Source organism: Paenibacillus sp. alder61 (assembly GCF_020179875.1).
Taxonomy (GTDB): Bacteria; Bacillota; Bacilli; order Paenibacillales; family Paenibacillaceae; genus Fontibacillus; species Fontibacillus faecis.
In genome coordinates this window covers 40,941-67,628 of sequence record NZ_JAIUDG010000007.1, presented here as the reverse complement: position 1 = coordinate 67,628, position 26,688 = coordinate 40,941, and the positions used below count along the sequence as shown (strand labels likewise).

The following is a 26,688-nucleotide window of genomic DNA, read 5'->3' as shown; positions in this document are numbered from 1 at the left end:
CCGGCCATTTGCGCGTTATTTAACGGGAGGTTTTCCCGTTAAATCTATTGCCTAGGCCCAGCCATGGCCAACCATAGCCCAACAGAGCCTATCGATAGCCTGTGCCACTGCTAATTCAGCCCAGGTTCGGCCACGCTTACCCGACCACGACAAATAAACGAACTTTTCCAGGTAATTCTCCCCGCAAGAAGTGATAAAGGGCTACCGATAAACGGTTAGCCCCATGATGAATTAAATCAGTCCTGATTTTTGCAGCAGGCGCTCGACAATGATGGCGACCTCGGCTCGGGTCACAGAGCTCTGCGGCGCCAATCTGCCATCAGCACGGCCTGTGATCAGCCCCGCCGCCAAGCTGTCCCGGATGCCGCTAAGCGCCCAAGAGGACACGTTCGCGGCATCGGGGAACGCGCTCAGCGCCGCAGAATGCTCGCCGGATTGACCGGGAAGTCGGTCCGCCAGGCCGGTGAGCTTCATCGCCTGTGCGATCATGGTCATAGCTTGCTCGCGCGTGATCTTGTCGGCCGGGCGGAACGAGCCGTCTTCGAAGCCGCCGATCAGGCCGAAGGCCGCCGCCGTATTGACCTCGCTGTAGTACCCATCGCTCGTGTTTATATCCGAAAACAGGGAGGTACCTTCCTTGAGCGGAAGCCCCAACGCCCGCGTGAGCATGACCGCAAACTCGGCGCGGCTGATCTGGTCGTTGGGCCGGAACAGCCCGGACTCGCCACCTGTAAGGATCAGCCGCGAACTCAGGTTTTCGATGGCTCCCTTGGCCCAATGATGCGTCGTATCGCTGAATCCGGCCGGCTGCCGGCGGGTCAATGCGTAGGTGTCGGTGGCCATGCCCGACAGTCTGGCGTAAGTTTGGCCCCCCGCCTCCATAAAGCGTGTCGCGATGGGGCGGGCCGTTCCGTCGGAGCCAAGCATCACGCCGGTTGTCGTCTTAGGCGTCTCACCGCCCGGGAGCGGGATGTCCCAGGTCAGGTAAGTACCGAATTCCCGGATGTCGACAACGGTTTGTTTATGGACGCCCCGGACCGCAAAATCCAGGGGAGGCGAAACCAGTTCCGAATCATGACGCGCTGCCGCCTGTTCCGACGATCGTGTCGTATCGGCGGGGGACTTGGCGACTTCAACTTGAATCTCCAGGTCCTGCATGGTCGGGTTCTGTCCGGACGATGTCATTTGCCGCAATAGACCGTCGAGATTGATTTCCCGCACCGGCAGCGTGAATGCCGCTTGGGGGGACTCCACCGTCAAAACGGCTTGCTTCTCCTGCAAAAAATCGGCCAACTGACCGTTGATTTCGCCGATCACCGCATCCGCATCTTCATTGACAGTGATCGTTACGGCCACGGAAGCGGAGGCTTGTTCCCCAACCGCCAGTCGTTCACGCAGTTTGCCGGAATCCAACACGGCCTTGGCGATCTTACGCCCATTGACCTCCGTGAGCGAGACGGACCCGATATCGGCGCTTTGGCCGTTGATTTTAAACGTGAATTCGGCCTTCGGTTTCGCCGGATCTTCCGGTTTTATCGGAGTCTGCGGGGATAAAACGACTGAACCGCTTCCTGACGATCCGCTGCCGTCATGACCGCCCGGCGGTGTGGCCGGGAGAATCGTCACCTTGGCCGCCGAGCTTGTGGCTGATGCGGTTTGAACGCCGGTCACGCCCGGGTTCGTGTTCGTAATCATCGCATAATAGTATGTGGTGCCGACCGTCTTATCCGGCGGCGTATACGACGAACCGGCCGCTCCCTCAATCGCGGTTCCGCCGGCCGTCTCGTTCTTGTCGCTCCGGTACCACTGGTAGCTAAGGGTTCCGCCGTCATATACGACGGCGGTGACGCTTAAAGGCCGGGCGGAAGCGCCCAGGCGCAGCGTCTGGTCCAGCGGCTGCGAAACGACCGCCGGTGTCTCCGCGTCGACGTCCGGCACGGCGGTCTTAACGCTGACGATATTGGACCGGCCCTCGTTGGCGCCGCCCGTGACGACCAGCCGGAAGTCATACGCCGTATCCGGGCTGAGGTCCGTCACCGTCGCGGATGTCGCATCCGCCGCTATAGGATCCGGTGCCGTCGTTGCCGCCGCCCAATCGTTGCGCCCTGCAAGGGACTGCTCGACCGCCATGCCGGAAGCTCCCGGTACCGCCGCCCAGCTTAACGCGACCGTGGTCGCCGACGTGCCCGCCACGGCTAAACTGTCAATCGGCACGGGGGTTGCTCTGGTTACCGTCACGGTGTAGGTTTTCGCGGTATTGTCCGCCGCGGTTACCGTGATCGTCACGGAATTATCCCCGACCTGAAGCGGCACGTCCGCCGGATTGTCCTCCCCGCCGTTGATTTGGATCGAGGCCGTGTCATCCGCCGCGTCGGCGGAGACCGAAATGGACGGGATATCGTACGGGACGTTGGCCCGGTACGCTTCCACCGCCGGAACAAACACAGGGTCCAGGATTCCCGGATGGATGGCGAGGCTTTTCAAGGACGCATCGTTGCGGATTCGCAGTACCAGATGCAGTGTGGAGTCCTTTTGAATGTTATAGTCCGACAGGGTACGGCCATCCTCCAACTGCTTCCCAGCAAAAATCAGCCGCTGCTGGTCGACGGGAATGCCCTCTTTATCGGATATTTGCTGCTTCACCATTTCTATGGAGTCCGAAGGCTCCACATCCAGGGTTATGGTCTTGCCGGTCAAAGTCTTAACGTAAATGGCCATGGCAAACACCTGCTGCTGAAAAAGCAGCGCGACAACAAGCGTAACCGCCAATGAAGCAACCAGCTTCCTCACGAAAGTTCCCCTCTCTACCCATAGAATAATTTGGTAATATGCTCAATTATAATTCTTAGGTAGAAATAAATATAGAGTATAGAAAAGAAGGAATGGCGACCCGCGAGGATACCCTCTTGCACCGCTCATTCCTTCCTTAAGCCGCTGAAATTTAAGGGGTTACCAGTTATTCCCCGATACCCGAATAACGTTGAAATTCGGAGAACGGTCTTCGCCGTAGATGGCCCTGATGCCCGGATTGTTCACTTTCACGTTGGTAAAGCTCGCTTCGCCGACAACCGGGCCTTGGCCGTCCTCCGCTTTAACGACGAGTTTAATGCCGTAGCGGGTCGGGTTGTTAATCGTGATGTTCTCCAGGCGGACATTTTGCATTGGAAGGTTCTCCGGAGACTTGGACTGGAACATCAGTCCGAAGTACACCGGGTTATTGATGTCGACGTTCTTCACCAGAACGTTCTTGAAGTCCCTGTCGCCGCCGTGGAACCAGATGGCCCCGAAATTCTGGTAGTCGTTGATTTTGTCGTCGCCGCCGACACTGGTCCAGAAATCGCCGCCCGTGCGATCCAGTGTGACGCCATCGATGACGGTATCCTGGTCGCCGAAACCGAGCGTATTGTAGCCGAAGCTCAAGCTGCTGATGGTGACGCCCGGATAAGTCAGAGTATCCGCGCCATACAGATTCTGGAACAGGTTGTTTTGTCCGCCGTAGACCGCGAAGGCGGCCGCCCGTCTGACATTGGTGGCGGTGAGGTTGGTATACTTGTTGCCGACGTTATAGGAGCCGCCCGAATCAATGGCGCTGAACAACGCGAACGAATCGTCGCCGGTTCCCCGGGCATAGTTGTTGTCGATGATGTTGTAGGAGGAGCCGTTGGTCATGTTGATGCCGTCCGCAAACATATTTTTGATCCGGTTGTTTTTGAACGTATTGTGCGAAGAGTTCACTCCCCAATAGAGGCAGACAAAATGTTCGGCCCAGACGTTCTCGATGGTGACGTTCTGCATGCCGTTTCCGTCAATGAACTTGCCGGGTCCGTCTTGCCGGTAGATATAGTTGCCCCAGGCGGACAGATCCTTGATGGTTGAACCGTTCGCGCCGGAGCCGATATTAAATCCGACATCGGTGTTCGTCTGGTCTTTCGGGGCGACGAGTCGGGTATGCCAAGGCCCCGCGCCGATGATCTCGGTTGCCCGGCCGTACAGGTATATTTTGGACGGGAGGGTCCATTCGCCGGCCGGGATGAAAATCCCCTTCTTGGCCGGATCTTGCCGGAACTCGTTCAGCGCTTGCTCGATGGATTTGGTGGCCGAAACCTGGACATATTTGCCCGGGTCCGGATTCGCGGCGGGCGGTGCGACGTTTTCGGTCTCGATCATATCCACATAGATCCAGGGAACGTCTCCGGCGTCTTTTTGAATGCGGATTTTGGTCCCCGCCGGATAGACTTGATCCAGCAGCAGCTGCGAATCCTCGTAGAGCCAGTAGGCCTTGGAGCCCGAATTGTCATAGCCGAGCCGCCCGAGCGTCGAAGGTGTCGCGTATACGTAGGAAAACTTGGAGGTCACGGTAAAGTTGCCTTTATCTACGCCGTTCGCGTAAATGCTGACCGTACCGGTGGTATTTTCGGCCACGGCGTTGCGGAGAACGAACGCGTTGGCCGGCGAGGTCAGCGTGAACTCCACGTATTCTCCGGCGGCGTCCAGATAGACGGCGGAGCGTCCGGAAGCCTCACCGGCAAAATCGCCCGGCGTAAAGTTCGGAGCCAGCCTCGTCCCGTTGGTGCCGTTCCCCGGGGCTTCGGCTTCGAGGATGGTGAACGGCATGTTGGCGCCCCGCCCGGAATACAAGCTGGACGTGCTGACGTTGTTGGCCCGCTTGGCGACCACTTCGTTCGCATCGGCTGCGACCGTCGTCGTTACCGTGTAGCTGCCGTTGGCGGCCGTCCACGTCCCGACGGTGACGTTGGCCGACGCTCCCGCCGCCAAAACGCCGTTGTGGGATCCGGTAAACGATTTAATGGTGGAGCCCGCCGCGTTTTTCAGCACAACCGTTATGTCGTGGTCCCCGCCGGCGGAAGCGATCGTTCCCTGGTTTTTGAGGTTCACGGTGAAGGTTACGGTATCGCCCGCGCTGGGATTGCTTGGCGTCCACGAGGCCGTTCCGATCAAGTCGGAGCTTTGAACCTGGCCGATGACCAAGGGGGAAGGATGAGTGTAGCTGTTGTTTGCCTCGTTGCTCTCAATGACTTTATTGTCTTCATCCACTTTGGCGGTTACGGCATAGGAGCCGGCCTCTTTCGGATCTAGGGTCGCGGAGACCTCCGCCGCGGTATTGGCGGCTAGCGCGCCTACGGAAGCGGTCCCGATGCGAGCGTCTCCCAGGTAGAAATTCACGCTCGTCGCGGTAGAGGCCACGGAGCCGCTATTCCGGACGGTGGCTTTAAGCGTAACGGCGTGGGATTCGTCCGGGGAAGCCGGCGACCAGGAAATATTCGTGACCGTTAAGTCGGGATTGGGGGCCGTTGTACCGATGACCTGGAACTCGGCCACTTGGCCGCCGGGCGCCCCGGAGTTGGCCGTAAACCGGAGCTGTACGCGGCTCACCGTAGCGTTCACGGGAATCGTCACCGTATTTTGCAAAGCCGGGTTGAATGTATAGGAAGCAGGGGAGACCAGATTCGCAAATGTCGCGGAATTTTGGTCGTGCCCGAGCACCTGGATCGTCTGCGTCCGCGTGGCCCATTCGCTGGCCGGATTCAGCTTAAGGACGACCGCCGTGATGTCGGCATTGGCTCCGAGATCCACGGTGAGGGTGCTCGGATGGCCGTTTCCTTCCCAATAAGTGCTCGTATCGTTATCGTTGGCATTGGCCGCCACATAGGTGAACGTCGAAGAGGAGGCCGTCATCGGCTTGCCGAGGGCCAGGTTGGTCCCGTTGTCGCCGCCCGAGCCGGTCCGGGTGACGGTCTGGCTTGGCGGGGAGGCGTTACCCGCGGCGTCCTTGGCGACAACGTAATACGTCACCGTTTCGTCAGCGGGTTGCGGGTCGGTATACTGAAGCATCGATCCGTCTACGCTCCCGCGAAGCTGGTTGTTCGCGTAAATGTCGTATCCGGCGACGCCGACATTATCGGTCGCCGCGTCCCAGGTGAGGCGGATCGTATCCGGGGTGGGCTGCGTATAGGCCAGGTTTGCCGGAGCGGTCGGCGGCTCGTTATCGGCGCTGCTGCCGTTCCCGTAGACTTCCAACTCGGAAACTTGCGCGGCCGGCCAGCCGGTATTGGCCGTCACGTGGACTCGCACGTAACGAGCGCTGGCCGCGGCAAAGCCGATCGATATCTTATTCCCGGCGTTCGGGTCGAACGTATAGCTGGCCGGAGCTTTGAGATCCGAGAAGCTCGAGCCGTCCGCGCTCCCTTGCACGGACAAGGTCTGCGACCGGCTCTCCCAGCCGGACGGCAGCTTCAGTACGACTTGGTCGATCTGAGCCGCGCTGCCGAGGTCGACCTGAACCCACTGCGGGAAGGCATGATTGGTGCTCTCCCAATACGTCTCGGGGTTACCGTCCGTCACGTTGGAAACAACATAAACATCGGCATGGCCGGAGGCCGTCGCCGTTTTCCCCGCGGCCAGATTCGGCCCTCCCGCGGCATGGGCAGGATAGGGAAATCCGAGGGGGGCGAAGAACGTTCCTGCGATCAGGGACAGCAGGCAAATCCATGCGGCGACGCGTCTTTGGCTTTTCACGAGTTTCAATCTCCCTTCATATTAAGGTTTCCTCGAGTTCCGTACATCTGGCGGCAGGTCCGTGGAGCCCGTTACTCCTGACGATTAAGGTGTTGTCGGCAAAAAAATGTAAGCGGTGTCATGTTTGTCCGCATTCCTCCTTTCATACGGTTGATATGGATCGCAAGGAGATCATAAACAGGAATTAATGCCAAATAAAGGGGTAATTCTATGGTTTTTATGTGCGAGTCTATGGAGATTTGAGGAGTGGGGGGATCCTTTTAAAAGAATCTGTGGTCGGTGGCATTGGTCGATTTGACGAATCCCGCGTTCCGTAATAAGTTGGGAGTAGGCATATTTAACCAGGGGCCAAAGCATGGCCACATCAAGAAACGACAAGAGGCGGGCCCCGAATCAAGGGGGAGGACCGTCTCTTTTTAGCGTGGGACGAGCACGGCTCAAACTCTATTACGGAATGATAGGAGCACGAACATGAATGAGGAACTGATCAAGATGCTGCTCGCTTTTCGGGAAGAGCGGAACTGGGGGCAATTTCATAATCCGAAGGATTTGGCGATCTCGCTAAGTTTGGAGGCCTCCGAGCTGCTGGAGAATTTTCAGTGGAAATCATCCGAAGAGGGTGTGACTCAGAAGAAGCAGGAAATTGCCGACGAACTGGCCGACGTGCTGATTTACGCGGTTTATTTGGCGGACGCGCTGGACCTCAATATCGAGGAGATCATTCGGAACAAAATGCGGCGGAATGGCGCCAAGTATCCAGTGGACAAGGCCTTCGGAAAAATGACTAAATACACCGAGTTGTAGGAGTGCTATATAAGTTGAACTATTGATTTGCATGTAAGGCAGCGTGTGAAATGTTCTTCCGATCGCTGTTGCTCCCAGATTTCTTTATTTAAATTTATTAAGGTAGAAATCCGGTCACAAAGGCGAGCGCTACGCTTCTCCAGAATCATTTCACACTCTTGCCTATTGCTAATTCTTTAGTTCAACTTATCCAGCATGACTATTGTAGCAATGCTTTGAAGTTTCGGGAAACGGTGGATATTCGGAAGGACAGTTGAATAGAGTGATAAAGAACTTCTAAACCTCGTAGTACCCGAAGGCGCGGCAATCTTGCGTTTTCCTGTCGAATACCCAAACCATCAGCCTTTTTAGAGAAGGAGGATCCATGAAAGTAAAAATTATGGTTGTTGTTTTGTTACTGTTTACGATTATAGGCTGCTCTTCTGAAGGCAGTCTTTCAAAAACTAATGACACTATAAAAAAATATATGGATTCTGTAGAAGTACCTGTGATTAAGGGATTGGAAGTAAAGGAAGTATTGCTCAACTTTGATAAAGAAACGAAAGAAGGGCTTAGAAATACAATTATTATTACGTACACGGATGAGAAAGGAAAACTTATTGAGAATGTAGAAACTGATTCTAGTGTTTCAGTACTTTATGGTCCTTATGATGGGGAGAAAGTATTAACATTATCCATAAGCAAAGTTGAAGTTGAACACGCAAATGACTTGCAAAGTAAAAACATAAATAACCTTGAGCTATCTTATACACAAGTTCAAGATAATTTACTGATATATACACGCCATAATGGACTTTCCTACAGCTACGAGGGTCGTATAACCAATAAGTATACGGAAGATCAACATTTTGAGATGTTTACACAAGCGGTAGCCAGCAAATAGCATTACAAACCCATTTGAATCATTCGCTTAACAGTAGCGGTGAAGTAGCAGACGTGACCATCCCAGGACAATGCTTTTAAACTGCCCTTCCATCTCCCGGGATGTTACTTGTACTGCCGGAACCCGGAGTTGAGTAGAGTGATAAAGAACTTCTAAACCTCATAGTACCCGAAGGCGCGGCAATCTTGAGTTTTTCTGTCGAATACCCAAACCATCAGCCTTTTTAGAGAAGGAGGGTGGTTTTCTTTTTTCCTTTTGCCAGATGTCAGAAAGCCATGGATGGCTCCGTAAGTAGAAAAATTAATTTGCTCCAAAAACAAGTTAAAGTGTATCTCCTCGTTTGTTTGGTTTACTAATTGCCGCATGGCTTCACTGGTTTTGAAAAAATTATTCTCATGACAAAGCCCATAAAGTAAATAGCCGTCTATGGAGATAGTCTCCCCGTAAAAATGAGCTGGGCGAATCCTCCCAACTCTCCACACTTCACGTGGGATGCGGATACCAATCCAAAAGCGGTTTTGTTGACTTATTTCATCCATTCCTGACTTAGTTGGATAATCAAAATTCATTATTAAGAATTTGAAACTCTCCTTCAGCGAATGTTTTATCCGCATAACCGTCACCCCATTGACAAAGCGCTCTTAGAATCGGCTCAAGCGATTGCCCAAGCTCTGTGGTCGAATATTCGACCTTCGGAGGGACCTGATTGAACATTTTCCTGCTGACAAGTCCATCAGCTTCCAATTCTCTGAGGGTTTGGATAAGCATTTTTTGAGTGATACCATGCACAAGTTGCTTTAACTCGCTCGTTCGTTTCGGACCTTTCATCAAATAGTATAAAACTAGCCCTTTCCATTTCCCCCCAATTACCTCCAGGGTAACTTCAAGGTTACAATAATAAACTTTCATGTTGTATATCTCCCTTCAATTACAATTATTACTTTTTAGTTACTATGTAACAAAAAAGTGGGTACTTATATTATGGTTACTTTTATTACATAATATCAGTTATGAGATGTACTGAACAGTTGTTTGATGACAAAACGACGGACAGACATACTTAAAGCACCTTTAAAAGGAGAGTCATAACATGGGAAAGTTTAATGGGAAAGTGGCAGTTGTAACAGGAGGCACTAGCGGTATTGGGCTTGTAACGGCACAACAGTTTGCTAAAGAAGGGGCGCATGTTTATATCACGGGGCGCAGACAAAGTGAGCTTGATGCGGCTGTGAAGCTGATTGGAGATAATGTAACTGGTATTCAAGGCGACGTTTCCAATCTGGCGGATTTGGACCGGCTGTATAAAGCAGTGAAGCAAGAGAAAGGTCATTTGGACATTCTTTTTGCTAATGCTGGAGTGGGGTCATTTCTTCCGTTGGATGAAATTACGGAGGAGCATTATTACAAAACCTTCGATGTTAATGTAAAAGGAACGATATTCACAGTTCAAAAGGCATTACCCTTGTTTCCGAACAATGTAGGTTCGATTATCCTGACTGGGTCTATGGCAGGTTCAATGGGAATGCCGGCATTCAGTATCTACAGCGCTACAAAAGCGGCAATCAGACAACTAATTCGCAACTGGGTTCTTGATTTAAAGGGAACTCAAATTCGTGTTAATGTGGTTAGCCCTGGAACGATTATTACACCGGCTTATGATGAATTATTCGGAACTGAGCTCGATAATGCTATGGAGTATGCCAAGTCTACAACGCCGTTAGGTAGAGTGGGGACATCTGAAGAAATTGCAAAAGCAGTTATGTTCCTAGCTTCCAACGAAAGTAGTTATATCACAGGGACCGAATTGTTCGTGGATGGCGGAGCTGCACAAATTTAGTTCGGAAGATATACCACTATGAAATAAAACGGGATCCTTGCTATTATAGGTTGTCGGGGAATGAGACAATGTTTTGTCATTTAAGGGATCAAGTTCATGACATCCGACAAAAACTGTCGGTTGTCATGAACATTGTCCGAATGCAGTCCGCGTAAACCGCGGGCTTTTTTAATTATCGGCTCAAGTTCTTGTCATCCAATCAACTATGTTGAAGAAAAACAAGAATATGAGGAGGATGATGCGATGGACCAACATCATTGCAAAGCTGTTTCAAGCAGCTTACTACTTCGTGCCCTGTTTTTTACCCCTATCTTAAATATCCTCCATTGTTGATGTCGAAGGTCGCCCCCGTATAGTGCTTGGATTTATCGGACAACAAGAAAACGACAGTATCGGCCACATCCTCCGGCAATACGGGCGTGTCGATAAGCTGGTGGCTTAGGTACTCTTTTTTTCTCCAATCGGGGATCGTCTCCATCATGGGGGTGCTAACCATTGTAGGAGCGACCGCGTTCACTCGAAGGTAGGGGGCGAAGTTCATGGCGCAGCTTTTCGTTAAGCCGAGAATGGCGGCTTTGGATAATCCGTAGATCGCATCCGAACTGCCTTCCATACCGGATACGGAAGACATATTAACGATGGCGCCTTTGCGCTGGCTTTGGATCATTTTTTTGCCGAACCGTTGGGAAAAATAAATGTACCCCTTCACATTGATATCGAGGACTTTGTCAATTTCATGTTCCTGATAGTCCAGTATACTTTTCGCCAAGTAGATCCCCGCATTGTTGACCAGGCTATCTACGTCGCTGTGCTCCTCTTCCACATAGGCGAAGAATCTAGCGACTTCTTCATACTTGCTTACATCCAGCTGATGGGTATACAGACGATTTCGTGCATGCTCATCGACCGCCTCTTTTAAATGCTGCAGGGATGACTCGTTAATGTCGCAAGCGAGGACCACTGCCCCTTCCTGCAAGCATTGCTTGACGATTTCCTTTCCGATTCCCGAGGCCGCCCCCGTTACGATGACCTTTTTATGTTTCAGCATTTCGAGCACTCCTTTTCCTAGAAAAAAATGATTCTATCCCGCCTACCACTTAGTTCGTTCTTGCTCTACCAAAAACCTGTTTATCTGTTTATACTCATGCAGAGCGTACAGAATTAAATAAAAACAAACGTTTGCGCGGTAAAGTATATTTAAAATTTTACTCTTTCTGAAAAATCAGAAAATTTCTGAAAAACGTATTTATTTTTGGAATTTTCTGTGCTATTTTATTAATGTAACATATCCAAAAAATAGGAGATGGTAGAAAATGTACGGTAAGGTGAAGAAGTTGGTGTCGGGGTTGTGTTTATTTGCGATGTTTGCGCTAACGTTTGCGCAGACTACTTTTGCAAGTGACCAGCCGGTTCAACTGATTTCGGCCAATCTCTATATTTACAAGTTTGGCTATGTAGGATTCAGCGGCAAAGTGGACGTCAGCAATCTGAGTCCTCAAAAAAACGTAACGATTCACTATACTCCCGGAGACGGAACATGGTACGATACGGACGCCTCCTATGAAGGGCCAGCCGAGGCAGGGCATGAAAAGTGGAATTTTGCCATATCCACGAACAGCATGAACAATACGCATCCCGAGCTCGCCAATGCCGAAACGATCCAGTTCGCCATCAAGTATGAGGTCAACGGGCAAACGTATTGGGACAATAACAACGGACAAAATTACTCCGTCAGCCGCTACACGGAAAGCTCCACCATTCTCGGGAAACCGAACGTCCTTCGCTCCTACGATGAAATAAGCCAGGACACCTTTCTGGGTGGCGTTTATGTCAAAAATTTAGGCTTCAGCAAACAGGTCAAAATCAAATATACCACCGATAACTGGGCAACCACGAAAGAAGCCGACGCCTCCTTTTCAATGCCGGCAAACTCCGACGACAGTGTCGAGGCTTGGCATTTTACGGTCGATCATATTGCTCCCAGTGTATCGCAAATCAAGTACGCGATTTCCTACACCGTCAATGGACAAACTTACTGGGATAACAACTACGGCCAAAATTACACCGTAAGCCGGTAAGCGAAGAGCTTCATATTTGCCCCGATTGACTAAAGCCACCCTCCAGGGGTCTATATGACCCACCGGAGGGCGGCTTTTTAACGCATCTATCCTAATTCTATCGGGCAGTGATCTTCACATTTCCGAACACGGCTTTGCTTCCCGGATCATCTCCAGGGTTGCTTAGCGCCATGCCGATATAAACCTGGCGGCTCATAGAGATATTAACGGTTCCGACCGTTTGCCACTTCTTCCCGTCGGTTGAAATCGAACCGGTAAAGGTGTTGCCTTTTCGGCTCAACTTCAGCCAGCTTGGGGCGGAGGCATCCGCAGTCCGGTCGGCTGTATTTCCCTTGGTGTCTACGCGATACTGGAAGGCTGCGCCGTTCTCGGAGGTAAGCATCATGTCCGCGTGCTTCGAATCGGCATCCAGCGACTCCCGGATCATAATGCCGGCCTTGGCCCAACCGCTCATAAGGTCCATCGACCGGACCTGAAGGGTCATCTCGGCGTCGCCCTTAACGGGTTGATACACAAAGTTCAGTTGATCGGCTCTCCCCCAAATATCCGTGGAGCGGCTGCTCATTGTAAATTGCTTTTTGGAGGAGTGGTATGCCGCATTCCCCGGCATCGAGCCGATATTTCTTGCCTTCCAACCTGCCGGCAGTTGAGCCGGATAATCCTGCTCGACCGGAGGCGTCCAGTCGGGCGTCGGCCACGTTGTACGTTCGTTGATTTTCGCCAGCTCGGCTTCGGGCCAAGTCCCGTAGGCAAAAAAGGAGAGGCGCTTCACGCCCGGATAATTATCGCGGATGCCTTTATAGACCTCCTGATATTCATCATCGGTCCAGTCATTATCCAGCGTGGCCACAATGTCCACGGGATGTCCGCTGATCCGGTCACTCGTGTCCTTGAGTATGCCGTATTCCGTGCTGTAGACCCAATCGCTGTTGAAACCCCAGTCGTCAAAATACGCCATAGGGGCGACAAAATCGATATGTTGCTTGAACTTGGATACGTCTTGCCCGACCTCCCTAAATTCCGGCGGCAAAATATACACGCCGAGCCGCAAATCCGGATTCGAGGATTGGGAAATATCCTGACGGATATCGCCTACATACTGTCCGATTTGTTCGGTTCGCCATGCGTTCCACTGCTCTCGCTGAGGCGAATCCGTCTCGAAGTCGATGTCAAGCGGGGAATAGCCGAATTGCGCCTGATATTTCGCCACCGTGTAATCGCTGACGTCCATGTTGTAATTGTCGAAACGGATCCAGTCCAATACTACGCCGTCAACGGGATAATTCTCAATCACTTCCCGGATAATGGACCGCTCATACTGCTGTACTTCATGATGAAGCGGGTTCACGAAGTATTCGTTGCCGTTAGCGCCCTTAAATGGGGTTTGGACTCCGTTCACCAATGATTGCATCTGCCATTCCGCATGCTTCCGGAAGGCCTCCTGGTCGTGGAATTGCGGAATCCAGGCATGAACCTGGATTCCGGCGTCATGAGCCGCCGTCAAGACCTCCCGGAGTGCGTCGAAATTCTCGTATCCCTGCGCTATGGGCGCGATGTCGCTTCGATAGAATACCCGTCCGGAAGGCACCTCGTCATCTTCATCCTGCTTGACGTTCATACTGATGACATCGACGCCGTAGCGTTTGGACATCGCGACGAAGTTCAGCACATCCGCCTTGTTCTTAAACTGGTTCACCGTTCTTACAATGACTTCCGTTTCAAAGGGCGGATGGCTCTCCGCCGCCGCCAACACCGAACCCGAAGTACCTGTTACCGAAAAAGACAATACCAAACTTAGCACCGCCATGAACCTCGCCCTTAGCGCAACCCTCATATTCTTGCCTCCCTATAAAATAGTGTTTTTTCCATCCAACAAGAATTTACTTAGTCGCCTTAATTTTGTTGACGTTCTCCTGCCATCTTTCGGTCTTGAATTGGAGCAGCTTATCCAGCCCGGCTTTGGCGGTGTTCTTTTTGGCCGTCTCCAGGGCCGACAGCATTTCGGCATCCGATTTCGCATGGACCATCTGGGCAAAAGCAACGGTATGGATATCATGAATATTTTGGGCAATGATGCCGATTTCCGTGTCCGGCACCGGGTCGGTATTCACAAATTCCGTAATATCCATTGCGGTTTTCCAGGTTACGGTGGACTGCGCTATCGTCTCCCAGGATTTTTGATTCGCGGAAAGCGAAGCCTCCAGACTCATTTTGGCCGTATCGATAAATGTCGTATTTCCCGCCCAGTTAAAGTCCTCGAATTTTCTCATGGTTTCCGTACGCTCGTTGGCCGGCGTCGACTTGTACTTCTCGTTCGGAATCGGCGCTCCGTCCGCATCTTCTTCATCCCAGTATAAGCCTTTCGGTCCGAAGAACAGAACCTTTTGCCCCTCCGGGCCGGTGATCCAGTCATAGTAAGCGAAGATGGCTTCCGGGTCTTTGGCGCTGGTCGTAATCACACTTACGTTCCAACCCAACGTTTCGAAACCGCTTACAAATACCTTGTTTTTATCCAATCCGGCTTTATGAATCGGCCATATGATTTCATAACCGCTATCTGGATTACTCGCCGTCAGCGCGCGGTGCCCCTCCGCACCATAGGTGGTGATGTTGGATTCAATCATGACCGCGACCCGGCCGGTGTTCACCTTTTCTTTGACGGCGTCCTGGGTTTGCTGCAGCGCATCCTGCGTAATCAGGCGTTCGCGGAACAGTTTGTTGATATATAGCATCATCTCGCTAAAAGCGGGATCATCATAGATGGAGACCAGCTTGTCGCCTTCCGGATATCCCTTGAGGGAAATGAACTTGCTGGTGGCATTCTCCCGGAAGCCGCCATACATCATTTCAAGTCCGGCCCCTTTCTCCCCGACTTCGAGAGGCACGACATCCGGGTATTTGTCCCGGACCTGCAATAAATATTGATATAAGTCATCGAAGGTTTCCAACGCCGGTCTGCCAAGCGCGTTATATATATCTTTATTGACCATCCAGCCGCCGTTGCCGAATTGCCCCGAGGTATACCAGTTTGGAATTTGATATATTTTTCCGTCCTCGGAACGAAGCAGATTCAGGGTGGATTCTTTGACATACTTCTTGAAATTCGGATACTTCTCATAGTAATCATCCAGCGCCACGAGCTTTCCCGCTTTCGCAAGTCGTTCCACCGTTGCCCCCCGATCGGTAAAAATAACATCCGGCAGATCGTTGCTGACGATCATCGTGTTAAACTTTTCCGCGGCGGCCCCTCCGGATTGTATCGGCTCAACGGTCACCTTGCGGTTTTCCTGGATCCACTTCGTCGCTTCGTTCTCGGCCCAAGGCGCTGTCGTAAGCCAGTCGTAATGCCCATAGAAGCTGAAGGTTACCGGCTTGATTCCGCTGCCGTCATCGACGGCCTGGGTATCCGGTGTTCCCCCGTCTTTTTCCCCGCCCCCGCCGCAAGCTGTCAGCACAACAAATAAAGAGACCATCAGAAGCGATATCCATCTCATGCGTTTGCGCATTTGTTCCCCTTCTTTCTATAGAATATGGAGCTTGCTATTCCTTCAACGAGCCAATCAATACCCCCTTGACGAAATACTTCTGAAGAAAGGGATACGTTAAAATAATCGGGATCGTGGCGATCATCATCGTGGCCATGGTCAGCGACTTCGTCGTAATCGTACGATTCCGGTTCATATGATCCAGCGCGATGGCATTGGATGAGGCGATGTCGGTCATGATGTTGGAGTTCATAATTTGGCGTAGCAGCGTCTGAATGGGAAGCAAGTGATCCGTGGTGATGTAGATCGCGCCCGTAAACCAGTCGTTCCAATGCCCCACGGCCGTAAACAAAGCGATCGTAGCCAGTACCGGGCCAGAGACGGGAATGACGATTTTAAAGAAAATGCCGTAGTTGCTGCAACCGTCGATTTTAGCCGATTCCTCCAGGCCTTCAGGTAGAGCCGCGAAAAAGGTGCGAATGACGATCATGTTATAAACGCTGATGATGCCGGGGATCACCAGAACCCAGAAAGTGTCGAGCATGCCGAGAGAACGGATAAGCATATAGGTTGGAATCAACCCGCCGCTAAAGAACATGGTTACGATAAAGAACACCATGTAGTGCTTCCGGAACAGCAACGCTTTTTTGGACATCCCATAGGCCAAGAGAGCCGTGAAAAAGACCGACAACACCGTGCCGCACAAGGTTCGAAGGATGGTGACCCAAAAGGAGTTCAATAATCGCTTATCCTGGAACACGATGTAATAGTTCTCGAGCGTAAAGACCCTTGGCCACAGGGTTACGCCGCCAAGCGCCGTGTCGCTCCCTTGGTTGAAGGAAATCACAAGCGAGTTCCAGAACGGATAAAGCATAATAACCGCGAGCAACGTCAACAGGATGTAAATGGTCCGCTGCAGGATTTTGTCGCCCGGACTTAGTCTCATTTTTCATTCCCCCTTTAAGTTGAAGCCCTTACCAGAGACTAACATCGGCCCGGCGGGCGATCTTATTGGCTGTCACCAGCAAGATCACACTTATCACGGCTTTAAATAGGCCCACCGCTGTCGCGTAGGAGAATCGGGCATTCAAAATCCCGACGCGATATACATAGGTATCGATGACATCGGAGTATTCCCGCAGGATCGGATTGGTGCCCAGCAGTAGAATGTCTTCAAAGCCCGCGCTGAGGAGATTGCCGATGGCGAGAATCATGAAAATAATAATGATGGGCGCTATACTGGGGAGCGTGATTAAGTAGATTTGTTTGAATCGGCTTGCGCCGTCTATGGAGGCGGCTTCATACATGGTCGGGTCAACGCCGGCGATGGCGGCAAGATAAACGATGCTCGCAAAGCCGACTTCCTTCCACACGTTCACGCTGACCAGGATCGACCAGAAGTATTCCGGAACCGCCAGAAAGTTTACCGGCTCCTGAATCAGGTTGAAGCGCTCCAGCAAGTAATTCACCGTTCCGTTATCCACGGACAGAAGCGAGAATACAAAACCGGATACAATGACCCAGGACAGGAAATAAGGCAAATAGCTGACGGTCTGGATAAAACGCTTAAAGGCCATGTTCCCGACTTCATTCAGCATCAGCGCAAGCAGAATCGGCGCCGGGAAGGAGATGATCAGCTTTAACAGGCTAATCACCAGCGTATTTCTCATCACATTCCAAAACTCCGGCGCTTGGAAGAACATTTTGAAGTTCATGAATTGAACCCAAGGGCTCTTCAGGATTCCGGCAAAAATATCGTACTGCTGGAACGCCATAACCACGCCATACATCGGAATATAGCTGAAAATAAAGACAAAGATGATGCCCGGCCAAACCATGGACTGTAAATCCCACTGTTTGCCTAACTGCTTCCATTTACTTGACTTCGCAGCCGCCTTCATCGGTTTCCCCTCCTCTGGGACAGTCTAATGAAACTTGGGCAAATACGGTTTATTTTTCTCCAGCATTTCATCCAAGAGTTGTTCGGCTACGGTCACGGAAGGCACCAGCGGATGGTGGACCATCGCCTGCAGCGCAGTGTCCCGGTCCCCATGCACCGCCGACTCGATCGTCAAGCTCTCATATTGCTTCACCGCCGCCAGCAGCCCTTTGACGGGTTCCGGAATTTTCTGCAGAGGGATCGGCAGCGGGCCTTGTTTGGTTACGATACAGTTGACTTCAATGGAGGCATCTTCGGGCAAAAAGTCGATGGTTCGGCCGTTCCTTACGTTCAGCGTCTGAATATCGCGCGAGTCATTATAGATGGAGCGCATCAGCAGCACCGCCGCTTCGGAGTAATAGGCGCCGCCGCGCTGCTCCAACTGCTTCGGTTTCTCCTTTAGCTCAACATTCCGGTACAGCTCGAACAGCTCTTCTTCCACCTGCTTCACCACTTCAGCACGCGATCCGGTCGTTGCCGCAGCTTCCTTCTGTTCGTCAAGCATCGCGTCCGTCATGTAGTAATAGCTCAAATAATAGGATGGTATCGCTTTCAAAGAGTTCAAAAATCGATGATCCCAGGCATCGAACGGCACATTGCTCGCCTTGTAGCTTTTTGGATAATCAATAAGCTCTTGCAGCCTGCTTACCCCGTCGATCACCACATCGGATACCCAGTGCAAATGATTAATTCCTACAAATTCCGCATAGATCTTTTCGATCGGAAGCTCAAAAAACTCGGAGAGCCACTTTTGAAAACCGATCGGTGAGTTGCACAGGCCTACGCTCTTTACCGAAGAATATTTGTGGACGGCCTCGGTCACCATGCCGGCCGGATTGGTAAAGTTCAACAACCAGGCATCCGGAGCAAGCTCCTCGATATCTCTGCAGATGTCCAGGATCACCGGAATTGTTCTCAGGCCCTTCATCATGCCTCCGGGTCCGGTCGTCTCCTGACCGATGACATTGTACTTCAGCGGAATCAATTCGTCCCATTTTCGCGCTTCCAGCATACCTACCCGGATTTGCGTGCAGACAAAGTCCGCTCCGGCGATGGCCTTTCTGCGATCAAGCGTCTCGCATACGGTAATCGGAAGTCCGGATTGGGCAATCATCCGCTTGCTCAGCTCCGCAATCGTGTGCAGCTTTTCCATTCCCTCTTCGATATCCACCAGCCATATTTCGCTGACGGGCAGCTCTTTGTGATGCATGATAACGCCTTCAATAAGCTCCGGAGTATAAGAAGACCCCGCTCCGACGACAACCAGTTTCAGTGTTTCCTTCAAAATAGCCCCTTCCTTCACTCATTCGATTTGTGGTTCATGAAGACTAGCATTTTATGGTTTGCGGCATTGCCGCCAGCGATAGGCGATCAAGTATCTCGCGGTTTACTTGCATCCCGCTGTTTTCCATGGCCAGAACGACCGAACCGATGACCGGCTCCCGGGTTAAAACTCGTAAAGTGCAATTTGGAGCCGTCCGTTTCACGTTTCGTTCAATGGCTCCCCGGATGATCCCGGAGCGATCCCCTTTTGTCAGCAGGCTGCCTGCAAGAACAATGTCAAACGTACCGGTACCGGTTTCCATCCCCAGTTGACGGATCGTCGCCGAGGCGGCAAGGCCGAGTTCGTCTCCCTGCTTGATCAACAGACCGGCAGCCACCTCATCCCCTTCCTCCGCGGCTTGAAACAGAAGTTCCGCAATATGGGGGGGCAAGTCTCTGAAATCGTCCAAGTAGTCCTCCCTAAGCTCCGAAACATGGGAATAGCCCAGCAAACTCGTTAAGCGTTCCGATAAAACCGTGGGCTTCTCTCTTCCATCATCCGCTCGCATCACACTGCGGAACACCTCGGCGCTCAAATCGTACCCTCCGCCGAAGTCGCCAAACCGGTAGCCAAACCCGCCGCATTGGTAAGTCTCTCCTTGCGGATTTTTACCGGCACAGTTTACGCCCGATCCGCAAATCAGGACCACGCCATAGCTCTTTTCCGTGCCTGCCCGCAGTGCGATCCACGTATCGCAGGAAATATCGGTTCGCGGCAGCCCGAGCCGCCGGATCATCGGCCGCAAAATCCGGAAGTCGGACTCCCTATCCGCTCCCGCGAGGCCGAACCAGGCGAACTCAATCTGTTCCTGCGTAAGTCCCGAAGCTTCGAGCGCTTCCGTGACGGCCCGACGAAGATTGGCCTCCGCCTGCTCCCGATTTTTTTGATGATTTCCGTTTCCCCCTTGACCTACACCGATGACGTTGCCTTGTTCATCCGCAATAACCGCGTAGGTTTTACTTCCGCCTGCATCAACGCCCAAAAAGTACCTCACAACTCGTTTCACTCCTATATATTTAGGTTTGCCTAACAGGTGCCGTGGACTCGCGTACAAGAAACTGAGGGGCGAGCTTGGTTACAGCGGCCGGCATCACCTCCCCATTGATCAGCTGGAGCAGCAAATCGACGCCGATGCTTCCCATTTGCGCCTCCGGCTGTCGGACGGTGGTCAACCGGGGGAAGAATTCACCTACAAACTGCTGATCGTCAAAGCCGACAACCGAGATGTCGTGCGGTACCAGAATCCCTTCTTCGCGGAGGGCCTGAACAACCCCCAGGGCGATAAAGTCGTCTCCGGAAAAAATCGCGGTCGGCAGCTTATCTTCTCGAATCCATCTTTTGGCCACTTCATATCCGCTGCTTACCGTAAAACCGCAAAATTCCATACCGAACGGCGTTAAACCGGCTTCATTCAGCGCTTGAACATATCCTCTCTTGCGCTCCTCTACGCTCAGGAACACCGAGGGGCCGCCGATATGCGCGATTTGGGTGTGTCCCAGATCGATCAGATGCTTCGTAGCCTCATACCCGCCTTGATAGTTATCGACAACCACACTGGGGACATCCTCATGCTGGAATTGATTGTCGAGCAAAACGAACGGAATGTTTTTTCGCTTCAGTTCAACTACATATTCGTTTTCTCGAAGTGGGGACAACAAAATAATGCCGTCTACCCGGTCCCTCTGAAACAAAAAGTTATCCTCCACCTCGTTTTCAGCGATGGATAAGGCCAGAAAGTATCCTTGCTCCGCCAGCTTGCGATTCACCACCCGAATCACGCGATCATAGAAAGAGTCGTTGAAGTTCGTAATTGACATCCCGATGACTCCCGTTTTACCGCGTACCAGACTGCGTGCCGCCGAATTGGGCTGATAGTTCAACTCCTCGATGGCTTTGAGAACTTTCTGTCTATTTACTTCCCGGACCGACGGCGAATTGTTCAGGACTCTGGAAACCGTCACTACCGAGAGCCCTGATTTCTTGGCTACATCATGGATGTTCATCTAGGGATTGCCTCCATTGTAAAAAAGTTTAAAGGTTTTAACTTTTGAGGTAAATAAAAAAGCTCCTATAACGGATACGGCCATCCTTCCTTGGTATGAATGGTCATGTATAAGTCCTTTTGCGAGCAGGTAAGAAAATTGAGTCTCAAAAATAAGTTTAAAGGTTTTAACTTCGAATTGATATTAGCACCATTCCCAAAATACGTCAATAAGCAAATTGCTTCCGCTTCCTGTCCTCTCCATGTCCTTTTTAGGGCCAATGATGACCGTAAATCCGGGATAAAATGATATTGTCGAAGAAATAGAAATTGCATATTTCATTCGTAACGCAGGGCCGTGAATGAGACTTTCACGGCCCTGTTTTTTCCCGTCTGGCCGTGTTAGGGTGTGGGCGGGCTCTCATTTGGGACGAGCCTCATTGCGGCGGGTGATGAGACCGGGTAGGCGCTATAAGAGGAAGGGCGTTCGAACGATGGTGCGGGTTGAGGGGCCAAGATGAGGGCAAGGCGCGAGTCGCCCAGGACCATGACGGGAAAAATCAAGCGTTACACGAAGGCAGGTGAGGAGTTGTCGCAGTCTACTTTAAATGAAGTGGTGCAAAGCGTGGCCGATAGGCTCACGGCGAGGTTCCCTGAGCTGACCGTTCACACGGAGCGCGGGCCGGAAGGTTTACCGGCGCCGTGCTTTTTTGTGCAGCTGCTGAAGTCGGAACAGGCCCGGGAGTTGAACCGCCGGTTCAAGCGAACGTATTCGCTCGACGTTCAGTTCTACCCTCCCGCGGAACGCGGCCGGCAAGCCGCTAATGAGGTGGCGGAGCAGCTCTACGAGCTGTTTGCGGTCGCTTCGGCGGACGACGGACCGTCGCCGGGCGCGGAAATGCGCACCGAATGGAAGGACGACGGGACCCTGCATCTGTACCTGACGTTCACGCACTTCGTTTGGGCGCCGGCCGGCGAAGCGGTGAAGATGAGAACACTCCGGCAGGAGGAGAAGGTCAAACATGGGGATTAAAAAGAAAGTGGACCATCAGGGAACGCCTGCGGAGCGCACCTTTTCCAAAGCGCAGTTTTTGGCATCCAAACGCTTTAGCGGCGTGGAAAAGGACATTCTGCAAGTGGTGCTGGCGGACGGGGCTGCCTATACGGAAGCCGTGGCCCGACAGGCGGTACAATCATTTATCCAAAGAGGAGTGAAGGAACATGGCTAATGGCACATGGACAACGCAAAACAAAGTATCTCCGGGGACGTACATCAATTTCAAATCGGCGGCGCGGCCGGTCGGAACGGTAGGCGAGCGCGGGGTGGCGGCATTTCCGGCACCGCTGCCTTGGGGACCAAGCGGCGTGATCAAGCTGGAGGCGGAGTCTTTTCTGCAGAACGCCCTGAAGCTGTTGGGCTTCCATGCGGCTGACGCGAGAATCCGCCATATTGCGTCGGCGATGACGCATGCCAGCAAAGTGCTGATCTACCGGCTCGGCGCGAAGAACGCGGTTCAGGCTGCCGCGGTGATCGGCAATTTGAAGGTTACGGCCAAATACGGCGGCACCCGCGGTAACGATCTGCAAATCGTTGTTCAAGCCAGCGTGGATCAGCCGGATGTTTACGAGGTACGCACGCTGCTGGAGGGCGAAGAAGTGGACGCGCAAGTCGTCGCCACGGCGGAGGCGCTTAAGGACAACGACTTCGTTACGTTTGCGGGCAGCGGCGAGTTGACCGAAACGGCAGGGACGCCGCTGACCGACGGCAAAGCAGGCACCGGAGGCAACGGGGACTGGACCGACGCGCTGGCGGCCTTGGAGGCGGAGGAGTTCGACGTGCTCGGCCTGCCGACCGACGATTCGGCGTTGAAGCAGCTCGCCGTGGCCTATACGAAGCGTCTGCGGGAGCAGGAAGGCAAAAAAATCGTCACCGTCCTCTACAACTACCCGCAAGCGGACTACGAAGGGGTCATCAGCTTGAAGAACAGCGTCGTGACCGCGGACGGTTTAACCGTGGAGCCGATCTACCTGCTATGGGAAATCACCGCGATGGAAGCGGCGGCAGGGGTCAATGAATCGCTCACCTATACGGAAATTCCGAATGCGGTCGACGTAACGCCGAAGTACACGTACAGCGAGATGATCCAGGCGTTGCAAAACGGCGAGCTGGTCTTGTCGGCGTCGAACGGGAAAGTGCAAATCCAGCAGGACATCAATACGCTGACGACGTTTACGGCCGACAAGGCCAAGCATTTCAGCAAAAACCGCGTGGTGCGCGTGCTGGACACGATCGCCCGGGACATCCAGCGGACGTTCACCGCAAGCTATATCGGAAAAATCGGCAACAACGCGGACGGCCGCAACCTGCTGAAGGGCGAGGTGCTCAGCTATCTGGGAAGCCTGCAGGGGATTGGAGCGATTCAGAATTTCAACGCGGAGACCGATCTGGAAGTGCTGCCGGGCATCGACGGGGACGCCGTTATCGTTAATCTGAGCGTACAGCCGGTGGACAGTATCGAAAAAATCTACATGACCGTCACGGTCAACTAAGGAGGACGAAACGATGGCAGGTTCTTTTTTTAATGTGAGAGATGCGGTTAGCGGTAAGCAGGCCAAGGCGTTCGTTAAAATCGGCGATCGGACGGAGGAACTGTTCTACGCCAAAACGTTGGAATCGACGATTGAAAAAACAAAAGTGGATGTTCCCACCCTGGGCAGAACGGGGACGCCGCAGCGCTCGGCGGGCTGGAAAGGCACGGGCACGCTGACGATTTATTATGTCTCCTCTTTATTCCGCAAGCTGATGGAGGATTACGTGAAGAACGGGACCGACTTCTGGTTTGACCTGATGATTACGAACGAGCAGCCGGGGAGCGGTGCGGGCAAACAGACCGTATTCCTGCGGGGCTGCAACCTCGACAGCATCATCGCCGCCAAATTCGACGCGTCCAGCGAGGATATGCTCGAAGAAGAAATTCCGTTTACCTTCGAGGATTACGATGTGACGGAGTCCTTTAACGCGATTCAACCGACCAACTAACGATCTTTTCAACGAAAAAATAAAAACGATTCAGGAGGAATTCACGAATGAGCTCTTTATCTGCTTTTTTTGCCCAAAATGCCGCCGCCGGACTGGTGGAGGAAGTCGTCGTATCCAACCGGTTTAAGGACGAGCACGGGAAGCCGGTGCCGTGGCAGCTGCGCAGCATGACCGAGGATGAGAACGAGGCGATTCGCAAATCCTGCCAGCGCAAGGTGAAAGACAAGGGGATGGTCAGCTTCGAGACCAATACCGACGAGTATTTGGCCAAGCTGGCGGTCGCCAGCGTCGTGTTCCCGGATTTGAAAAACGCCGAGCTCCAGCAGTCCTATCAAGTGATGGGGGCGGACCAATGCCTGCGGAAGATGCTGCTCCCGGGCGAATACGCCACGCTCGTGCAAAAGGTGCAGGAGATCAACGGCTTCGATAAAAGTATCAACGAATTGGCGGATGAGGTAAAAAACTAATCGATGAGGGCGACGGCGAATCGGTCTGCGCCCTCTTCGCTCTAAACCGGTTCCACTTGATGCCTTGGGAATTCGCCGCGCTGAACGTCAGACAAAAAGCCGCGCTCATCGCGATGATTCAGGAGATCATCAAGTCGGAGAAGAAAGCGGTGAAGAAGAAATGAACCTCCTGTCCGGAAAGAAGGTGAAGACTTGGCAGATGCGACCTTAATGCTGAAAGCTTATGATAACGCGGGCCGGATGCTTCCTCAGGTCATACAGCCGCTTGACCAGTCGGTGACCGTTCTGAATGCCTCGGAAAGAGCAGCACAAAACAATGCAATGGCCATGCTGTTCTATACTGAGACCGTCCAAAGAACGATGACTGTCGTAACCCAGGTCCGGAAAGAAGTCGGGGAGTTGACGAAAGCCCAGGATAAGCTCAACCAATCGACTGACAAATCGGCCAAGAAGGCGAGTACCTTTGTCACGGCCCTCAAGAAGATTGACGTAAAACAAATCGCGGATGCCGGCAAGCCGCATCTGGCGCGTTTCTTAAATATCGGCGCACAGCAGCAAACTGCCCTGGACCAAATTTCGACTCGTGCGGGGGGCTCGGCGGCGGGGAAGCAAATTTTCGATCAGACGGCCGCGCAAGCGTTGAATTATGGGCAGGATGTCAACGCCGCCTTGGCGGGCACGCAGCAGTTTATGGCCAAAACGACCGATCCGGCGCAACTGGAGAAGCTGAATATGCTGGCCATGCGTCTCTCACAGCTCAATCCAGGAAAGGGGCTCGAAGGGGCGGCAGGCGCGATTTCTCAAATGATGTCCGGCGACACAAAAGCCCTGAGCTCGGATTACAAGATTCCCGAAACCGCGGTGAATCAAGACGCCATTAAATCGGCGGCCAAGCAGGGCGACTTCAACACAATCATCGCCAGCATGGACCAATTGCTGAATAAGCAGAACATGACGAAGTCGGCTTTTGAAACGATGATGGATACGCCGGCCGTGAAGTGGAAGCGGGTGGTGGACACCTTTAACTTCCAGCTCGGATCGTTGGGCAGGGAGGGAATCAACGCGCTCGGTCCGCTGTTTGACACACTCCTTGAAGCTTTAAACAGCGAGGCGTTCAAGAATTTTATCAGCGGCTTTGGATCCGGTTTGAATATGGTTGGAACCTTTTTAAGCGGAGTTGTCGGGGCGGTTTGGTCTTTCCTTGATCTGCTGAATTCCGGAGGGGGCCAAGCAAGCTCGATGCTGTTCGGCATCGGAGCGGCCCTGGTGCTAGCGACCGCGCTGCTCTGGGGCATGATCGCTCCTGTTGTGGCCCAGGCCATAGCCTGGATCGGGGTTTACTGGCCGCTGCTGCTTATTGCCGCGGGGATCGGGCTGCTCATCGGTTTACTGATGAGCTTTGGCGTTTCCGGCCAAGAGATCGTGGGGTTTGTCGTCGGGCTGCTTTACGGGTTGTTCACGACTTTGTATAACTTGGTCGCCACGGCTTACAATTTGTTCATCAGTTTTGCGGAGTTTATGATCAACTTGTTCATCAATCCGGTGTATGCGATCAAAAAGCTGTTTTATGACCTGGTGATGACGTTCGGCGGGTATATGTACGATATGCTTCGGTCCGCGGAGGACTTTGCCAGCGGTTTTGCAGGCATGATTCTTAAAGTGGTCAATGGCGCATTAGAACATATCAATTGGCTGATCGACGGCATTAATAACTTGTTCGGGACTGATTTCAAGAGGAAAGAACTCATTACTGAAGATGACCTTAACCTTCATATCCTTAGCGACGGACTAAAAACCGCATTGGACAGTTATAAAGCTCCGGAAATGCCGGATAATGTCGTCAGCTTCGACCGTATGCAGCTTAAGGACACCTCCGGGGCTGTTGCTGAAGGCCGTAAGCTGGGGGCGGAGTCTTATGATAAGTTCGCCAATAAACTGAACAACTTCGGCAAACCCGGTTTCGGCAAAGATCCGTCCAAGGACAAGAACCCCCTGGGCACCGGCGGGATGGTTCCTGGTTCTGGACTAGGAGGCGGGAGCGCCGCCAATATCGGCAATGTCGGAAACGTCGGCAGTGTGGACCGCATTAATGAAACCGTGGATATTTCCTCGGAGGATTTAAAGATGATGCGGGAGCTCGCGGAAATGAAGAATATCCAAAATTTCGTTACCCTGCAGCCGTCGATCAGTTTCGGCGATACCCATGTTCGCCAGCAAAGTGATATCAATACGATCATCGCGCATATCTCCGAAAAGCTGGAGCGGGATATCGCCTCGTCGGTGGACGCTGTGTATGGTTGATAGGAGGGATGA

The 26,688-nt window shown here is 52.5% G+C and carries 22 protein-coding genes; 10 read left to right on the top strand and 12 right to left on the bottom strand.

All coding sequences use genetic code 11. The annotated features are described in order from the left end of the window. Positions 1-231: 231 nt before the first annotated feature. Both LBW89_RS08940 and LBW89_RS08935 read right to left on the bottom strand, forming a co-directional pair. Positions 232-2,790, bottom strand: a complete 2,559-nt coding sequence (locus LBW89_RS08940) for an S-layer homology domain-containing protein (RefSeq protein ID WP_225039010.1) — start codon at positions 2,788-2,790, stop codon at positions 232-234. Between the two features lie 159 nt (positions 2,791-2,949). Next, complete coding sequence (locus LBW89_RS08935) at positions 2,950-6,537, bottom strand: discoidin domain-containing protein (RefSeq protein WP_225039009.1); 3,588 nt, start codon at positions 6,535-6,537, stop codon at positions 2,950-2,952. Between the two features lie 471 nt (positions 6,538-7,008). Here LBW89_RS08935 and LBW89_RS08930 point away from each other — a divergent pair, with 471 nt between their 5' ends. Then, positions 7,009-7,341 (top strand): nucleotide pyrophosphohydrolase, encoded by a 333-nt coding sequence (locus LBW89_RS08930; protein ID WP_148453734.1) that lies wholly within the window; start codon positions 7,009-7,011, stop codon positions 7,339-7,341. Between the two features lie 364 nt (positions 7,342-7,705). After that, entirely contained in the window at positions 7,706-8,224 is a 519-nt protein-coding gene (locus LBW89_RS08925) for a hypothetical protein (protein WP_225039008.1), read from the top strand. Positions 8,225-8,376: 152 nt separating this feature from the next. Here the strand turns inward: LBW89_RS08925 and LBW89_RS08920 are convergent, their stop codons facing one another. Then, on the bottom strand, positions 8,377-8,838 hold the full coding sequence (locus LBW89_RS08920; RefSeq protein WP_225039007.1) for a hypothetical protein: 462 nt from the start codon (positions 8,836-8,838) through the stop codon (positions 8,377-8,379). Then, complete coding sequence (locus LBW89_RS08915) at positions 8,783-9,133, bottom strand: winged helix-turn-helix transcriptional regulator (protein ID WP_148453723.1); 351 nt, start codon at positions 9,131-9,133, stop codon at positions 8,783-8,785. Before LBW89_RS08915 ends, LBW89_RS08920 begins: the two co-directional genes overlap by 56 nt. 181 nt (positions 9,134-9,314) lie before the next feature. Here LBW89_RS08915 and LBW89_RS08910 point away from each other — a divergent pair, with 181 nt between their 5' ends. Further along, positions 9,315-10,061 (top strand): SDR family NAD(P)-dependent oxidoreductase, encoded by a 747-nt coding sequence (locus tag LBW89_RS08910; RefSeq protein ID WP_225039006.1) that lies wholly within the window; start codon positions 9,315-9,317, stop codon positions 10,059-10,061. 307 nt (positions 10,062-10,368) lie between these two features. Here LBW89_RS08910 and LBW89_RS08905 read toward each other — a convergent pair whose 3' ends face one another. Beyond that, the gene (locus LBW89_RS08905) at positions 10,369-11,109 is read right to left on the bottom strand and encodes an SDR family NAD(P)-dependent oxidoreductase (protein ID WP_225039005.1); all 741 of its coding nucleotides are present in this window, start codon (positions 11,107-11,109) and stop codon (positions 10,369-10,371) included. 265 nt (positions 11,110-11,374) lie between these two features. On the opposite strand from LBW89_RS08905, the gene LBW89_RS08900 reads away from it, so the two are divergent. Further along, positions 11,375-12,139 carry a carbohydrate-binding protein gene (locus LBW89_RS08900; protein WP_225039004.1) on the top strand — a complete coding sequence of 255 codons (765 nt, stop codon included), beginning with the start codon at positions 11,375-11,377 and terminating at the stop codon, positions 12,137-12,139. A 97-nt stretch (positions 12,140-12,236) separates the two neighbouring features. Here the strand turns inward: LBW89_RS08900 and LBW89_RS08895 are convergent, their stop codons facing one another. From LBW89_RS08895 to LBW89_RS08865, 7 genes are read right to left on the bottom strand one after another with little or no spacing between them, the layout of a single operon-like run. Next, positions 12,237-13,973 (bottom strand): family 10 glycosylhydrolase, encoded by a 1,737-nt coding sequence (locus LBW89_RS08895; RefSeq protein ID WP_225039003.1) that lies wholly within the window; start codon positions 13,971-13,973, stop codon positions 12,237-12,239. A gap of 46 nt (positions 13,974-14,019) precedes the next feature. Beyond that, positions 14,020-15,645: an extracellular solute-binding protein gene (locus LBW89_RS08890; RefSeq protein WP_225039002.1), complete on the bottom strand. Its 1,626-nt coding sequence runs from the start codon at positions 15,643-15,645 to the stop codon at positions 14,020-14,022. A 34-nt stretch (positions 15,646-15,679) separates the two neighbouring features. Continuing rightward, on the bottom strand, positions 15,680-16,570 hold the full coding sequence (locus LBW89_RS08885) for a carbohydrate ABC transporter permease (protein ID WP_225039001.1): 891 nt from the start codon (positions 16,568-16,570) through the stop codon (positions 15,680-15,682). A gap of 28 nt (positions 16,571-16,598) precedes the next feature. After that, the gene (locus tag LBW89_RS08880; RefSeq protein ID WP_148453708.1) at positions 16,599-17,525 is read right to left on the bottom strand and encodes an ABC transporter permease; all 927 of its coding nucleotides are present in this window, start codon (positions 17,523-17,525) and stop codon (positions 16,599-16,601) included. Positions 17,526-17,549: 24 nt separating this feature from the next. Next, positions 17,550-18,848 carry a 6-phospho-beta-glucosidase gene (locus tag LBW89_RS08875; protein WP_225039000.1) on the bottom strand — a complete coding sequence of 433 codons (1,299 nt, stop codon included), beginning with the start codon at positions 18,846-18,848 and terminating at the stop codon, positions 17,550-17,552. Between the two features lie 43 nt (positions 18,849-18,891). Beyond that, a complete protein-coding gene (locus tag LBW89_RS08870) occupies positions 18,892-19,881 on the bottom strand; it encodes an N-acetylglucosamine kinase (RefSeq protein ID WP_225038999.1) in 990 nt (329 codons plus the stop codon). 22 nt (positions 19,882-19,903) lie between these two features. After that, positions 19,904-20,890 carry a LacI family DNA-binding transcriptional regulator gene (locus LBW89_RS08865; RefSeq protein ID WP_225038998.1) on the bottom strand — a complete coding sequence of 329 codons (987 nt, stop codon included), beginning with the start codon at positions 20,888-20,890 and terminating at the stop codon, positions 19,904-19,906. A 525-nt stretch (positions 20,891-21,415) separates the two neighbouring features. Here LBW89_RS08865 and LBW89_RS08860 point away from each other — a divergent pair. From LBW89_RS08860 to LBW89_RS08835, 6 genes are all read left to right on the top strand, one after another. Further along, on the top strand, positions 21,416-21,901 hold the full coding sequence (locus LBW89_RS08860) for a DUF6838 family protein (RefSeq protein WP_225038997.1): 486 nt from the start codon (positions 21,416-21,418) through the stop codon (positions 21,899-21,901). After that, positions 21,891-22,097, top strand: coding sequence for a hypothetical protein (locus LBW89_RS08855; protein ID WP_225038996.1), 207 nt, complete (start codon positions 21,891-21,893; stop codon positions 22,095-22,097). The genes LBW89_RS08860 and LBW89_RS08855 overlap by 11 nt, the downstream gene beginning before the upstream one ends. Further along, on the top strand, positions 22,090-23,418 hold the full coding sequence (locus LBW89_RS08850; RefSeq protein ID WP_225038995.1) for a phage tail sheath family protein: 1,329 nt from the start codon (positions 22,090-22,092) through the stop codon (positions 23,416-23,418). Before LBW89_RS08855 ends, LBW89_RS08850 begins: the two co-directional genes overlap by 8 nt. Positions 23,419-23,431: 13 nt before the next feature. Next, positions 23,432-23,908 (top strand): phage tail tube protein, encoded by a 477-nt coding sequence (locus tag LBW89_RS08845; protein ID WP_148453693.1) that lies wholly within the window; start codon positions 23,432-23,434, stop codon positions 23,906-23,908. Positions 23,909-23,955: 47 nt separating this feature from the next. Continuing rightward, complete coding sequence (locus LBW89_RS08840) at positions 23,956-24,375, top strand: phage tail assembly chaperone (RefSeq protein ID WP_225038994.1); 420 nt, start codon at positions 23,956-23,958, stop codon at positions 24,373-24,375. A gap of 192 nt (positions 24,376-24,567) precedes the next feature. Continuing rightward, positions 24,568-26,676, top strand: coding sequence for a hypothetical protein (locus LBW89_RS08835; protein ID WP_148453689.1), 2,109 nt, complete (start codon positions 24,568-24,570; stop codon positions 26,674-26,676). Positions 26,677-26,688: the final 12 nt, after the last annotated feature.

Coding starts and splice junctions, on each gene's coding strand:
- LBW89_RS08905 (WP_225039005.1), bottom strand. CDS start 11,109: ATGCTGAAACATAAAAAGGTCATCGTAACGGGGGCGGCCTCGGGAATC.
- LBW89_RS08925 (WP_225039008.1), top strand. CDS start 7,706: ATGAAAGTAAAAATTATGGTTGTTGTTTTGTTACTGTTTACGATTATA.
- LBW89_RS08900 (WP_225039004.1), top strand. CDS start 11,375: ATGTACGGTAAGGTGAAGAAGTTGGTGTCGGGGTTGTGTTTATTTGCG.
- LBW89_RS08890 (WP_225039002.1), bottom strand. CDS start 15,645: ATGCGCAAACGCATGAGATGGATATCGCTTCTGATGGTCTCTTTATTT.
- LBW89_RS08930 (WP_148453734.1), top strand. CDS start 7,009: ATGAATGAGGAACTGATCAAGATGCTGCTCGCTTTTCGGGAAGAGCGG.
- LBW89_RS08850 (WP_225038995.1), top strand. CDS start 22,090: ATGGCTAATGGCACATGGACAACGCAAAACAAAGTATCTCCGGGGACG.
- LBW89_RS08860 (WP_225038997.1), top strand. CDS start 21,416: ATGACGGGAAAAATCAAGCGTTACACGAAGGCAGGTGAGGAGTTGTCG.
- LBW89_RS08855 (WP_225038996.1), top strand. CDS start 21,891: ATGGGGATTAAAAAGAAAGTGGACCATCAGGGAACGCCTGCGGAGCGC.
- LBW89_RS08845 (WP_148453693.1), top strand. CDS start 23,432: ATGGCAGGTTCTTTTTTTAATGTGAGAGATGCGGTTAGCGGTAAGCAG.
- LBW89_RS08915 (WP_148453723.1), bottom strand. CDS start 9,133: ATGAAAGTTTATTATTGTAACCTTGAAGTTACCCTGGAGGTAATTGGG.
- LBW89_RS08895 (WP_225039003.1), bottom strand. CDS start 13,973: ATGAGGGTTGCGCTAAGGGCGAGGTTCATGGCGGTGCTAAGTTTGGTA.
- LBW89_RS08920 (WP_225039007.1), bottom strand. CDS start 8,838: ATGCGGATAAAACATTCGCTGAAGGAGAGTTTCAAATTCTTAATAATG.
- LBW89_RS08910 (WP_225039006.1), top strand. CDS start 9,315: ATGGGAAAGTTTAATGGGAAAGTGGCAGTTGTAACAGGAGGCACTAGC.
- LBW89_RS08865 (WP_225038998.1), bottom strand. CDS start 20,890: ATGAACATCCATGATGTAGCCAAGAAATCAGGGCTCTCGGTAGTGACG.
- LBW89_RS08880 (WP_148453708.1), bottom strand. CDS start 17,525: ATGAAGGCGGCTGCGAAGTCAAGTAAATGGAAGCAGTTAGGCAAACAG.
- LBW89_RS08885 (WP_225039001.1), bottom strand. CDS start 16,570: ATGAGACTAAGTCCGGGCGACAAAATCCTGCAGCGGACCATTTACATC.
- LBW89_RS08840 (WP_225038994.1), top strand. CDS start 23,956: ATGAGCTCTTTATCTGCTTTTTTTGCCCAAAATGCCGCCGCCGGACTG.